This window comes from uncultured Boseongicola sp. (assembly GCF_937988555.1).
Classification (GTDB): domain Bacteria; phylum Pseudomonadota; class Alphaproteobacteria; order Rhodobacterales; family Rhodobacteraceae; genus Boseongicola.
Map to the genome: position 1 here is coordinate 35,453 of NZ_CALJXO010000190.1, position 11,984 is coordinate 47,436.

The window sequence follows — 11,984 nt, forward strand, 5'->3', positions numbered from 1 at the left end:
TCGCCGCCATCACTGTCCGACAGTCTTGATCCGGCCCTCGACGCCCACCATCACCACGCCAATTTTTTCGACATAGTTGATTACGTCATTGGCATCCCGGTTTCCGTCGTCAGCGTTGATCAGCACCCGACCCCCGCCAAGTGCACCGTAACCGTCACCTCCAGCCAGCATGTAGTTGTTGGTTGCCACCGTATAAAGCTTGTTTGTATCGAGCGGAGCACCACCGACCGTAATCTCGGCCACCCGCGATCCTGCCGGAGCGGTCGGGTCATACACAAAAGCTATGCCAGACACCTGTGGAAAGCGACCTGCTCCATTTTCGACTTGGCTAACTCCGTTTTCGATGGCTGCAAGCACTTGAGACCCTGGTATTTCAGTCACAACTGTTTTGTTGCCGAAGGGAAATTCGCTCAAGATATCACGGCGCGTCAACTCGGCACCTGGTTCATAAGTGCGATCGGCTCTGATGCCGCCCCCTCCGACGATAGCGATATCTGCCCCGGTCGCATCGCGCAACGCATCCGTTGCGAGGTTGCCCATCGCAGATTCCTCTCCACGAACCGTATTTCTTCGTGAGTCTATCGCAACGTCGGTGCGGCCAATGACGATATCCAAGCTTTCATCGAGGCTGGCGTTGAACTGATCAACCATCGCTTGCGATTCAGGATCAGGCACGACGTCCATCGTATCGATGAAGCGAAACATCGGTACCCAGTCGACTTTTCGTTTTCCGTCGTCTTCCGAAATCGTGACCATCAAATCGACCGGCGATAGAAATCGTCCGTCAATCGATGTTTCCACGTAGGCCGTACGGCCGTCGTAAAACGTTCCATATGAATGGTCATCACCTGACATGATGACGTCAAACGCATTCGACCCAATGAGCAAACGGTCATTGGCCACGTTGGTTTGAACCACCCCAACAACAAGATCCGCACCATCTTCACGAGCTTGCTCGGCGGCGGCAATGCCGGTTTCTACCGTTGAGGTAAAGACGAGATCATCAGTTGTGGAAACGCCGGGCGTGGTGTCTTGCGCGACTGGGATAAGAGCAACTATTACGCCGCCCAAATCTTTCATCATAACTCCGCCAACACCCGGCAAGGCAGACCCATCCGCCTGAGTAATGTTGATCGCAGCCCACGGATAGACCGAGGATTCTACTTTGTCGTAGAAATTCTGAACGCCGAAATCAAATTCGTGGTTGCCGGGAACAGCAATGTCGAATGGTTCGAGATTAGTGAGGTCGATCGTATTTTGCCCCTTGTCGAACCCAGAAAGAAGCGAAGGCGAAAGCATGTCACCGTCAAATACGTAGAGCGTATTTGGGTTCGCAGCACGCTCCGCCTTAGCGACGGCGTTTAATCTTGCAAAGCCGCCGCGCCCGTCATCGGCATCAAATTCGTAGACATCTCCTACGCCAAGAATGGTAATTTTGACATCTTCTGACATCGCAGCCCCGGCGCTTAGTGCCAGAATGGCACCGCCGGTCATCAATCTTTTGATCATTTTGGTAAACTCCCCTGTCGTAATCAATCTCAACACTGACCCGATAGCGCGCCGGTGTCAAAAAAAGATGACTCGGCCACACGTATTGTTCCTTGACCGAACGCATCCTGCGCGCCAGAGACGGACCATGCTCATTTTCAAGATATTCCGCCCTTCTGAGTGGCAGTCCCTGCACGTACAGGGCGACACAGACGGCGCCCCGATCGACATCGCGGACGGCTATATTCACTTTTCTACCGCATTTCAGGTGGTCGAGACCGCCGAAAAGCATTTTAAAGATGCAGGTGATCTGCTGCTGCTCGCGCTCGATGGCGACACCCTCGGCGATGACCTGAGATGGGAACCCTCCCGTGGTGGCCAGCTATTCCCGCACCTTTATCGCAAATTGCGACTTGCGGACGTGCTTTGGGCCCGCGCCTATCCACAAACACCGGACGGCCATCTCCTGCCCGAGGGCGTCAAATGAGTGCGATCGAACGCCTCGGCCTCGCTGCCCTGCAATGGCTCGATCCCGAGACGGCGCACAGCCTCGCGCTGAAAGCCCTGAAGACCCCGTTTGCACCTAATATCAGCCCGCCGACGTCGCCTGCGCTTGCCACAGAAGTCGCTGGCCTCAAAATGCCCAATCCCGTGGGCCTTGCCGCCGGTTTTGACAAAAACGCCGAGGCCATCGCCCCCCTCATGCGCGCTGGGTTCGGCTTCCTCGAAGTCGGTGCCGCAACCCCGCGCCCACAACCCGGCAACCCACGCCCACGGCTATTTCGCCTAACCGAAGACAGTGCTGCAATCAACCGCTTCGGGTTCAACAACGAAGGTGTTGAGGCGATCGCCCAACGGCTAGCCAACCGCCCACACGACATACCGGTAGGCCTGAACCTTGGCGCAAACAAAGACAGCAAGGACCGCGCCCACGACTATGTCGAAGTCATGCGCCTTGCTGCGCCGCACATCGACTTTGCCACCGTCAATGTCTCGTCCCCCAACACCGAGAAACTGCGCGACCTGCAAGGAGCTGAGGCCCTGCGCGCGCTTCTGACAGGTGTCACGGACATCAAAGGCACGACGCCCGTCTTCCTCAAGATCGCGCCCGATCTAACAGACGCGGAAATTGCAGAAATCGCCCAAGTGGCGGCAGAAACACGCGTCGACGCGATCATCGCCACCAACACGACACTGTCGCGCGACGGCCTCCAGAACGCGCACAAGGTCCAGGCAGGAGGTCTCTCGGGCCGCCCTCTCTTCGCCCCCTCGACCCGCGTCCTTGCTCGCCTTTACCTCGAAACAAACGGTCATATTCCCCTGATCGGCGTGGGCGGCATCACTTCCGCGGCCGACGCCTACGCCAAAATAAGGGCCGGCGCTTCGGCCGTCCAGCTTTACACCGCAATGGTATTCTGCGGCATGTCGCTGATCCCGCGTATCGTTCATGGCCTTGACGAGATGCTGGCCCATGACAGCTTTACCAACGTCCGCGACGCTGTCGGCGTGTCCGCAAAGGACTACGCATGACCGTCACGATCTGGCACAATCCGCGGTGTTCTAAGTCGCGCCAAACGCTCGCCCTGCTCGAAGCGAACGGCACGCAAATCGAGGTTCGCCACTACCTTCAGGCACCGCCGACCGAGGTTGAAATCCGCGGGGCCCTCGCCCAGCTTGATCTCCCCGCAACGGAGCTGTTGCGCACAGGCGAAAAGCTGTTCAAAGATCTTGGGCTGAAGGGCGTCACCGACAACGACGCCCTGATTGCGGCCATGTCAACCCACCCGATCCTGATCGAACGACCCATCGTATTTTCTAAAGGAAAAGCGCGGCTCGGACGCCCTCCGGAAGCCGTCCTCGACATCCTTTAGTCGCGCGCCGCGCGCTCCAGCGCAGGATAGCGCACGCCCAATGTAACGGCCCTCGCTACAAACGACACGATCAGCGCCACCCAAAGCCCATGATTGCCATAGACCGGGACCAACGCCCAAGCCGCCGCGCCATAGACCAGCGCTGATATAACCATCATGTTGCGCATGTCAGCGGTGCGCGTCGCACCAATAAATATCCCGTCTAACATCCAGGCCGCGACCCCGACAACCGGGGCTGCCACCATCCAAGGCAAGAACTCGCGGGCCTTTACCCGGACTTCTTCGGACGTGGTCATCAAATCAATCACCGCCGGACCGAACACCGCCACGCCCAGCGCGAACAACACCATCACACCGCCGCCCCAGAGGCTGGTCAAAATAGCCCCGCGCCTCAGGCGCGCCAAAGACCGCGCGCCCATTGCCTGGCCCACCAAGGCTTCCGCCGCAAAGGCGAACCCGTCCAAGGCAAAGGCGGTTACATGCAGAAACTGGAGCAGGATTTGGTTCGCCGCCAAAGGCACGTCGCCAAAATCCGCACCCAGAAAAAGAAACGACACAAAGATCGCCTCCAATAACAATGACCGGATCAGAATGTCCCGGTTAACGGCCGCCATCCGGATCAGGCGTGCGCGATCAAGAACCCGCGCCCATTGCTTCCAGAATGGACGCAAAAACGCGTCACGACAAAACCATAACCCAACGACAAGGCCCGACCATTCGGCCAGAAACGTCGCAAACGCCACGCCCTGCACACCCCAGCCAAGCTCCAGCACAAACGCGAAATCAAGAACGATGTTCAGCCCGTTCATCCAGACCTGAATAACCAGCACTGCGCTGGTCCGCTCTGCCGCAATCAGCCAACCAGTGATCCCATAAAGCGCAATAGACGCCGGAGCAGACCAAATGCGGACCTCCATATAATCACGCGCCAAAGTCTCAACCGCTGCCGAAGCAGGGGACACCCGAAACGCACCTGCGAAAATAAACACCTGCAACAGGATCAGGATCACCCCACCTGACAAGCCGATCAGCAACGCACGGCTCAGCAAAGAATCCGCCTCGGCCTGATCATTCGCCCCCAGCGCCTGACTGGTCAGCCCGACCGTTCCCATCCGAAGAAACCCGAATATCCAGTAAAACGCTGACAGAATGATCGCACCAATGCCCACAGCCCCGATCGGAACCGGGTCGCCTAACTGACCAACCACCGCCGTGTCGACGATCCCAAGTATCGGAACCGTCGCGTTTGATATTACGATTGGCAAGGCAATCGCGAGCACCCGGGCATGGGTTATGGGCTTGGCCACAGAGGCCGTGTCAGACCCACTCACTCAGCCGATCCACTGTCTGACGGCATAAGAAAATGCCCAGTGGCCTGCGCAAACAACCGGCTACGATTGTCCTGCCAGGCCTCGACATGCACGCTCGCATACCGCCGACCCGACCGATTCACTGTCGCACGCGCGTAGGCATCGCGCGGCAGCCCTGAACGTAAATAATCCACCGTGAAATCAATCGTCTTCGGCAAACGGGGCAAGGTTTCCGGCTGAAGCGCATCCGCATCCACCCGGCCCCCTTCGATCTCCTCCCAAAGCGCTTGCCAGCCCAGCTGAATGATCGCCGTGGTCTCAAGGAACGCAGCCGTCACCCCGCCGTGGATCGCAGGCAACATCGGATTGCCGATAATCGTCTCGTCGAAATTCAAAACCGACGTCAACTCATCGCCGCGCCGATCAAAGGTGATATTCAGGAACTGGATATAAGGAACACCGGCCACCAATGTAGCCAAGGCGCGATCCCGCCGCTCTTTCACAACTTGCATCGGCTCTGGACGTTGCCTCATGACCCCGGCCCCGCTGGGTCGACGGTAAACGCACCCGTCGCGGAGGCCACCGGATTGTCACGGTCATTATCCATCGCCACAGCGCGCACAAACGCGACCGTCCGCGTGATGTGATAACACTCGGCCCGCGCAACCAACGCCTGCCCCGGCGTCGCCGCCCGCATGTAATCGATCCGCAGATCCAAGGTCGCCGTGCTGCCTGGGTTCGCCGGATGCGCAATCACAGCCGCGCCGCTGCACGTGTCCATTAACGTCGAGATTGCACCCCCATGCACAACGCCGGTCTGCGGATCCCCGATCAGACGTGTGTCGTAAGGCATCGACATCTCCGCCACGCCCTCGCCGATCTCGACAAAAGACATCCCCAAAGCACGGGCATGCGGAATGCTTTCAATAAACTGCCGCGCTATCTGCGCCCTGCGATCTTCTGACACCACACGCCTCCTGTTCTGCAATCTATCAACCAGCGCCGCGTTGTTGTTGCAAGCACAGTCTCCATCGTCGCCGTTGATCAACAACCAAAGCGGGACTATCCTCAGGCAAGGGAGAAGGCGCATGCCTGAAGAACGCTTGAATTTCAAGGAAATGTGCGCACGTTTCGACGTCACGCCACGCACCTTGCGATACTACGAGTACCTCGAACTGCTCGCCCCTGAAAAGGAAGGCCGATCCAGATTCTATGCCACACGCGAGATCGCCCGGATGACCCTGATCCTGCGCGGCCGACGATGGGGGTTCAGCCTCGAAGAAATCCGCCAATGGCTTCTGATCTACGAAAAGGAAGGGACCTCGCCTCAGTACCGCGAGTTCGTCCGTCTTGCCGACCGTCAGCTGAATACGCTCGACGCCGAGCTAGAAACACTGACAAACACCATCAAGGACCTCAGAAAAGCACGCGCCGACGTCCTGAAGTCTCTCGAGTAGCCACCGTTTATTCTCGCCAGCACCACCTAAAACAACAAATGAACCTGGAGATCTGCCCTGTGACGCAACGTTTTGTTGACGTTAACGTCAACGTCACTTGCGGGAAGGGCATTGCATGGGCAAGTCTGCATCCTACCCGACTTGGTCCGACCACCTTTTGGAGAGATCCGTGACAGAACATTATTTGACCATTCGCCAGATGTGCGAGGCCTACGACGTTACGCCGCGCACATTGCGGTTTTACGAGGCAAAAGAGCTTATTTCACCGCTCCGCCAAGGCACCCGCCGCCTCTATACCCGCCGGGAACGTGCGCGTCTCAAACTCATCTTGCGCGGAAAACGCTTTGGGTTCAGCCTTGAAGACATCCGGCAGTTGCTCGACCTTTACGACACGTCTGGCCAGAATCTTGTGCAGATCCAACGTGCGTATGAGCTGGCTCTGGAACGTCTCGGCGACATGATCCGCCAGCGCGATGAGTTGACTGTCGCCATCAACGATCTTCGCCAACAGATGGACTGGGGCAACCAGGTCATCGCCTCGTTGACGTCCTCGTCAAGCGCCGCCGCCCAGTAACCCTTTCCCGACCCGGAGGACCCCGCACCTGCCCTTCTTTATCCCGCCTGTTAAAGACATTCAGTTCATCCTCCACGAGGTCCTGAAAGTCTCGCAAAGCGACACCCCCGGCTACGACGAGCTTGATGCCGACTTCACCGGTGCCGTTCTTGAAGAGGCAGGCAAAATCGCCGCGAACGTCCTTCAGCCCCTTAACAGTATCGGCGACGATGAAGGCTGCACGTTGGAAAACGGCGTTGTACGGACACCGAAGGGCTTCAAAGAAGCGTTTGCCACGATGGCGGACGGTGGCTGGATGGGCCTTGATTGTGACCCCGAATACGGCGGTCAGGGCATGCCCCACCTTCTGAACACCGCCACGGGCGAATTGTTTTCTTCGGCCAATATGGCGTTCCAGATGTATGTCGGCCTTAGCCACGGCGCCGCGTCCGCCCTGCACGCCCACGGCACCGACGTGCAAAAAGCTACCTACCTACCCAAGCTTTACGCCGGCGAATGGACCGGCACGATGAACCTGACCGAACCACATTGCGGCACCGATCTGGGTCTTATCCGATCAAAGGCCGCCCCCGAAGATGATGGCAGCTACAAGATCACGGGCCAGAAAATCTGGATCTCAGGCGGCGAAAACGATCTGGCCGAAAACATCGTCCATCTTGTCCTCGCCAAAATCCCGGGCGGTCCAGACGGGGTCAAAGGCATCTCGCTGTTCGTCGTTCCGAAATTCATGGTGAACGAAGACGGCTCCCTTGGCGAGAGGAACACCGTTACGTGCGGCGGGCTCGAGTCCAAAATGGGCATCCACGGCAACGCGACCTGTGTGATGAACTATGACGGCGCGACCGGCTGGCTTCTTGGCGACATGCACAAGGGCATGCGCGCGATGTTCACAATGATGAACGAAGCGCGCCTCTCGGTCGCGCTTCAGGGCTACGCTCAGGCCGAAGTCGCCTACCAGAACGCCCTTGGATTCGCCCAGGATCGCCTTCAGGGGCGTGACGTGACGGGGACAAAAAACCCCGACGGCCCCGCCGATCCGATCATCGTCCACCCGGACGTGCGCCGAAATTTGCTCGATCAGAAATCAATCGCCGAGGGCGGCCGCGCACTGGTGTACTGGGGAGCATCAATGATCGACCGGTCCCAACGTATGGACGACGCAGACGCCGAAGCGATGGTCTCGCTTCTGATCCCAGTGATGAAAGGCTTCCTCACCGACAAAGGCTTCGAGGCCACCGTCCTGGCCCAACAAACCCTCGGAGGGTCCGGCTTCACCAAGGAATGGGGCCTCGAGCAATTCGTGCGCGACGCCCGTATCACCATGATCTACGAGGGCACCAACGGCATCCAGTCGCTTGATCTTGTGGGGCGCAAGCTTGGCCAGAATGGCGGAAAAACGATCATGGCGTTCTTTGAAATGGTCAAAAGCTTCATCAAAGAAAACGAGGGGAACGAGACACTGAAAACCCAGTTCCTCGACCCGCTCAAAGGCGCGTCGAAAGACCTGCAAACCGCCGCTATGTACTTCATGTCTGATGGCCTGAAAAACCCAAACAACGCGCTTGCCGGAAGCTACGACTTCATGCACCTCTTCGGCCACGTGGTCACCGGCCTGATGTGGGCGAAAATGGCGAAAGCAGCGCAGGTAGCATTGGACGACGGCGCGACCGACACTGCGTTCTACACCGCCAAGATTGAAACCGGCCGTTACTACATGGCACGCCAACTGCCGATGACATCCACTCACCTTGCGCGTATTCAATCCGGAGCCGATCCGGTGATGACGCTGGAGGCTGACCACTTCTAAGATCCGGAGCCAACATGCCCAAACGCCTTCGCCTGACCCGTCGCTTCCCCGTCGCCATGACCGAGGACGGCTATCGTCGCCTCAAAAAGTTTTCGGCGGAGGCGGGTCTGGACGAAGGCGAGGCGCTGAGCTTCTTGTTTGAGAACTTCAACTCGGTGATGGACCACGACAATCTCGCAACGCGATTACGATTGTTTAACGCTGAACTAGATTCGAGAAAGAGATAATTATGCGCTTTATCAAATTCTTATCAGCAACCATCCTTGCGACAAGCCTCGCACTTCCGTCTCTGGCCTTCGACGCAGGCGACAAGACTCGCCTTGAACAAGCCCTTCAAGCCTACGCCGCCGACCTCCAAGCCGCCGACTACAAAGCCGTCGTCGCCGCGATCCCGCCGGGCGTGATCGACCTGATCTCAGCGCAAGCCAAGCTTTCGCCCGAAACCATTCGCACATCCGTGACTGCCCAAATGGCAACGATCATGAGCAGTGCAGAAGTCGAAGACTTTTTGATGGATTTCGAGACAATGACAAGCGGCACCACCACCGCCGGAACCAACTATGCCTTCCTGCCAACGACCTCCCGGATCGCAGTTGGCGACAACCCGGTACTCGAGGCCAAGACTCTCACGCTTGCGGTCGATCTGGACAACACATGGCATCTGATGCGGATCGAACTGGATCAACACTACACCATCTTCCGCGCGGCCTATCCGGAATTCGCCGACATTCCACTGCCTGAATAAACTGGCCATAGCATTAATAGACTGGAACCACACAGCCATGACCATCGAACTCCATTGCTTCGGCGAAAGCGGCAACAGCTACAAGGCTGCGCTTGCGCTTGAACTTTCGGGCCTCAATTGGGAACCGGTCTGGGTCGACTTCTTCAACGGCGCAACCCGCGCCCCGGCGTACGCCGAGTTAAACCCGATGGGCGAAGCGCCGGTGATGATCAACGGCGACATTCGCCTCACTCAATCCGGCGTCATCCAACACTACATCACCGAGAAAACCGGCAAGTTCGGCGGCACCACCCCAGAAGAGACCCGTGAAATCTTGCGCTGGGTCCTCTGGGACAACCACAAACTGTCCAGCCAAATCGGAACAACGCGCTTCATGATGAATTTCCTCGCGCCCGAAAAGCGCCCCGAGCAGGTCATCACCTTCCTCCAAGGTCGCCTCAAAGCCGCCTATAGGGTCCTCGACGCGCACCTCACGTCACGTGACTTTATCGTTGGCGGCAACGTCACAAATGCAGATCTCTCCTGCTGCGGTTATCTCTATTATCCGGAACACTTCGGATTTGACCGCACGGACTGGCCCAATATCACGCGATGGCTTGACCGCCTCGCCGGTACGCCGGGATGGAAACATCCCTACGACCTGATGCCCGGCTCCCCCGCCGACCGGGCCTGAAATAAAGGAAAACTCCATGCGCGACGCTTATATCTTCGACGCCGTCCGTTCGCCCCGCGGCAAAGGTCGCGCCGACGGAAGCTTGCACGAAGTGACATCGGTCAAGCTGTCCGCCGACATGCTGAACGCCCTGAAAACGCGCAATAATCTTGAAGGCCACGCCGTTGAAGACGTGATCTGGGGCAATGCCACCCAAGTCATGGAACAAGGCGGTTGCCTTGCGCGCACTGCCGTTCTTGCCTCTCAACTGGACGAACGCATTCCGGGTCTCTCGATTAACCGCTTCTGCGCCTCAGGCATGGAAGCCGTGAACATCGCCGCCAACCAGATTAAAGGCGGCGCGGGCGAAGGCTATATCGCTGGCGGCGTCGAATGCATGAGCCGTGTTCCCATGGGCGCGGACGGCGCGGCGATTGCCGTTGACCCCTCGATCGCCATGAACACCTATTTCGTCCCACAAGGCATCTCCGCCGACATCATCGCCACACAATACGGCATATCACGCAATGACGCGGACGCGCTTGCCGTGGAAAGCCAAAATCGCGCCGCGAAGGCTTGGGGCGCAGGCCGCTTTGACCGCTCGATCATCGCCATCAACGACATGAACGGCCTGCCCATCCTCGCACGCGACGAATACATGCGCCCCGGAACTGACATGCAGGCCCTCGGCGCGCTAAAACCCGCCTTCAAAGATCAGGGCGAGGTCATGCCCGGCTTTGATGCCGTTGCCTTAATGAAGTACCCGCACCTTGAGACGATCAACCATATCCATCACGCCGGCAACTCTTCCGGCATCGTTGACGGCGCGGCGGGTGTCCTCATTGGATCGAAGGCATTCGGCGAAGCGCATGGCCTGAAACCCCGCGCAATCATCCGCGCCACCGCAAAAATCGGCACCGATCCAACGATCATGCTCCTCGGCCCGGTCCCTGCCACTCAGAAAATCCTGAAGGACAGCGGTATCGCCATCAGCGACATCGATCTCTTTGAAGTCAACGAGGCGTTCTCGTCCGTGGTCCTGCGCTTCATGCAGGCCTTTGACGTCGACCACGCCAAAGTGAACGTCAACGGCGGAGCCATTGCTATGGGCCACCCGCTTGGCGCGTCCGGCGCAATTATCATCGGTACTCTCCTTGACGAGATGGAGCGCACCGACAAAACGCTTGGGCTTGCGACGCTCTGTGTGGCCTCGGGCATGGGCGCCGCAACAATCATCGAACGCGTCTGATCGTTAAGACTATGTTGATTTCAATCCAAAGGTGTACCCCCATGAATAAAATATGCCTATGGGCGGCACCAAATGGACGAGATGTCGATCAATACGACCAAGAAGCCGCAGATGGAAATCGACGCTTTTCGAGAGTTTTTCGACTGGTACAGCACCAAGCTGCTGGTGGGGAAACTCGACTGCCTTGCGGATATATATCTCTATCCCTGCTCGCTGCTCATCAATGGACACATCCGCATCGACCATTCGCTCGGCGAGACCAAAGCCTAGGTTCGCAGTCGGCGCGACGATGTCGCCGCAATTGGCGGAGCATCCATATCTGCCAAGGTCCCAGACGTCAGCGAAACGCGCAACGCGCGGTATCCGGGCAAGGTCAACTCCGTGTTTTACGACGCCAAGAACGCGCCCTTGGCGGTCAATACCTCCCGCTATCTTTGTCTATGGGACGTTTAAAACCGCTTGCGGATCGAAAGCGTCGAACTGATCCCTATCTCTATCCCCTTTGGAAAAAGGTCCCTCTTCTCAAGGCCGCACGAACACCGCACCGCACTCCGACTGCCACCTCTCAAAAGACCGCACGCCCCGAATGGCCAGCCGTCCGTCTGCCCATGCCTACAAAGGAATTCACCGATGTCTGATTTCACATATAGCCTCCACGACGACGGCGTTGCGGTCATCACTTGGGATGTGCCCGGAAAATCCATGAACGTGCTGACACGCGAAGCTTTCGTGACTTTCGAAGGCCTGCTCGACAGAGGTCTGGAAGACGAAGCCGTGAAGGGCATCGTCATTACCTCAGGCAAGGACACATTCGCCGGCGGAATGGACCTC

Annotated in this window: 16 protein-coding genes; 12 read left to right on the forward strand and 4 right to left on the reverse strand. The window is 58.0% G+C overall.

The genetic code is table 11. From position 1 onward, the window contains the following. Window positions 1-9 precede the first annotated feature (9 nt). Window positions 10-1,509, reverse strand: coding sequence for a 5'-nucleotidase C-terminal domain-containing protein (locus Q1B15_RS10605; protein WP_299753713.1), 1,500 nt, complete (start codon window positions 1,507-1,509; stop codon window positions 10-12). A gap of 127 nt (window positions 1,510-1,636) precedes the next feature. Here Q1B15_RS10605 and Q1B15_RS10610 point away from each other — a divergent pair, with 127 nt between their 5' ends. From Q1B15_RS10610 to arsC, 3 genes are read left to right on the forward strand one after another with little or no spacing between them, the layout of a single operon-like run. Then, window positions 1,637-1,975, forward strand: coding sequence for a DUF952 domain-containing protein (locus Q1B15_RS10610; RefSeq protein WP_299753714.1), 339 nt, complete (start codon window positions 1,637-1,639; stop codon window positions 1,973-1,975). Then, complete coding sequence (locus Q1B15_RS10615; protein WP_299753715.1) at window positions 1,972-3,018, forward strand: quinone-dependent dihydroorotate dehydrogenase; 1,047 nt, start codon at window positions 1,972-1,974, stop codon at window positions 3,016-3,018. The genes Q1B15_RS10610 and Q1B15_RS10615 overlap by 4 nt, the downstream gene beginning before the upstream one ends. Continuing rightward, window positions 3,015-3,359: an arsenate reductase (glutaredoxin) gene (arsC, locus tag Q1B15_RS10620; RefSeq protein ID WP_299753716.1), complete on the forward strand. Its 345-nt coding sequence runs from the start codon at window positions 3,015-3,017 to the stop codon at window positions 3,357-3,359. Before Q1B15_RS10615 ends, arsC begins: the two co-directional genes overlap by 4 nt. Here arsC and Q1B15_RS10625 read toward each other — a convergent pair. From Q1B15_RS10625 to Q1B15_RS10635, 3 genes are read right to left on the reverse strand one after another with little or no spacing between them, the layout of a single operon-like run. Continuing rightward, window positions 3,356-4,690, reverse strand: a complete 1,335-nt coding sequence (locus tag Q1B15_RS10625; protein WP_299753717.1) for an MATE family efflux transporter — start codon at window positions 4,688-4,690, stop codon at window positions 3,356-3,358. The genes arsC and Q1B15_RS10625 overlap by 4 nt on opposite strands. Further along, on the reverse strand, window positions 4,687-5,202 hold the full coding sequence (locus Q1B15_RS10630) for a PaaI family thioesterase (protein ID WP_299753718.1): 516 nt from the start codon (window positions 5,200-5,202) through the stop codon (window positions 4,687-4,689). Before Q1B15_RS10630 ends, Q1B15_RS10625 begins: the two co-directional genes overlap by 4 nt. Continuing rightward, complete coding sequence (locus tag Q1B15_RS10635) at window positions 5,199-5,636, reverse strand: PaaI family thioesterase (protein ID WP_299753719.1); 438 nt, start codon at window positions 5,634-5,636, stop codon at window positions 5,199-5,201. Before Q1B15_RS10635 ends, Q1B15_RS10630 begins: the two co-directional genes overlap by 4 nt. A 121-nt stretch (window positions 5,637-5,757) precedes the next feature. Between Q1B15_RS10635 and Q1B15_RS10640 the strand changes: the two genes are divergently transcribed. The 9 genes from Q1B15_RS10640 to Q1B15_RS10680 form a co-directional block, all read left to right on the forward strand. Then, window positions 5,758-6,126, forward strand: a complete 369-nt coding sequence (locus Q1B15_RS10640) for a MerR family DNA-binding protein (RefSeq protein ID WP_299753720.1) — start codon at window positions 5,758-5,760, stop codon at window positions 6,124-6,126. Window positions 6,127-6,295: 169 nt separating this feature from the next. Continuing rightward, window positions 6,296-6,700, forward strand: a complete 405-nt coding sequence (locus tag Q1B15_RS10645) for a MerR family DNA-binding transcriptional regulator (protein ID WP_299753721.1) — start codon at window positions 6,296-6,298, stop codon at window positions 6,698-6,700. 28 nt (window positions 6,701-6,728) lie between these two features. Further along, window positions 6,729-8,507: an acyl-CoA dehydrogenase C-terminal domain-containing protein gene (locus tag Q1B15_RS10650; RefSeq protein ID WP_299753731.1), complete on the forward strand. Its 1,779-nt coding sequence runs from the start codon at window positions 6,729-6,731 to the stop codon at window positions 8,505-8,507. 14 nt (window positions 8,508-8,521) lie between these two features. Next, window positions 8,522-8,734 (forward strand): hypothetical protein, encoded by a 213-nt coding sequence (locus tag Q1B15_RS10655; protein ID WP_299753722.1) that lies wholly within the window; start codon window positions 8,522-8,524, stop codon window positions 8,732-8,734. A 2-nt stretch (window positions 8,735-8,736) separates the two neighbouring features. Beyond that, window positions 8,737-9,252 (forward strand): hypothetical protein, encoded by a 516-nt coding sequence (locus Q1B15_RS10660; RefSeq protein WP_299753723.1) that lies wholly within the window; start codon window positions 8,737-8,739, stop codon window positions 9,250-9,252. A gap of 37 nt (window positions 9,253-9,289) precedes the next feature. Next, window positions 9,290-9,925 (forward strand): glutathione S-transferase family protein, encoded by a 636-nt coding sequence (locus tag Q1B15_RS10665; RefSeq protein WP_299753724.1) that lies wholly within the window; start codon window positions 9,290-9,292, stop codon window positions 9,923-9,925. A 16-nt stretch (window positions 9,926-9,941) separates the two neighbouring features. Next, entirely contained in the window at window positions 9,942-11,153 is a 1,212-nt protein-coding gene (locus Q1B15_RS10670; RefSeq protein ID WP_299753725.1) for an acetyl-CoA C-acetyltransferase, read from the forward strand. A gap of 72 nt (window positions 11,154-11,225) precedes the next feature. Further along, on the forward strand, window positions 11,226-11,423 hold the full coding sequence (locus Q1B15_RS10675; protein ID WP_299753726.1) for a hypothetical protein: 198 nt from the start codon (window positions 11,226-11,228) through the stop codon (window positions 11,421-11,423). Window positions 11,424-11,783: 360 nt separating this feature from the next. Continuing rightward, window positions 11,784-11,984 (forward strand): hypothetical protein (locus Q1B15_RS10680; protein ID WP_299753727.1); only part of this gene is annotated, 201 nt, incomplete at its 3' end.

Coding starts and splice junctions, on each gene's coding strand:
- Q1B15_RS10605 (WP_299753713.1), bottom strand. CDS start 1,509: ATGATCAAAAGATTGATGACCGGCGGTGCCATTCTGGCACTAAGCGCC.
- Q1B15_RS10610 (WP_299753714.1), top strand. CDS start 1,637: ATGCTCATTTTCAAGATATTCCGCCCTTCTGAGTGGCAGTCCCTGCAC.
- Q1B15_RS10615 (WP_299753715.1), top strand. CDS start 1,972: ATGAGTGCGATCGAACGCCTCGGCCTCGCTGCCCTGCAATGGCTCGAT.
- arsC (WP_299753716.1), top strand. CDS start 3,015: ATGACCGTCACGATCTGGCACAATCCGCGGTGTTCTAAGTCGCGCCAA.
- Q1B15_RS10630 (WP_299753718.1), bottom strand. CDS start 5,202: ATGAGGCAACGTCCAGAGCCGATGCAAGTTGTGAAAGAGCGGCGGGAT.
- Q1B15_RS10640 (WP_299753720.1), top strand. CDS start 5,758: ATGCCTGAAGAACGCTTGAATTTCAAGGAAATGTGCGCACGTTTCGAC.
- Q1B15_RS10655 (WP_299753722.1), top strand. CDS start 8,522: ATGCCCAAACGCCTTCGCCTGACCCGTCGCTTCCCCGTCGCCATGACC.
- Q1B15_RS10660 (WP_299753723.1), top strand. CDS start 8,737: ATGCGCTTTATCAAATTCTTATCAGCAACCATCCTTGCGACAAGCCTC.
- Q1B15_RS10665 (WP_299753724.1), top strand. CDS start 9,290: ATGACCATCGAACTCCATTGCTTCGGCGAAAGCGGCAACAGCTACAAG.
- Q1B15_RS10670 (WP_299753725.1), top strand. CDS start 9,942: ATGCGCGACGCTTATATCTTCGACGCCGTCCGTTCGCCCCGCGGCAAA.
- Q1B15_RS10675 (WP_299753726.1), top strand. CDS start 11,226: ATGGACGAGATGTCGATCAATACGACCAAGAAGCCGCAGATGGAAATC.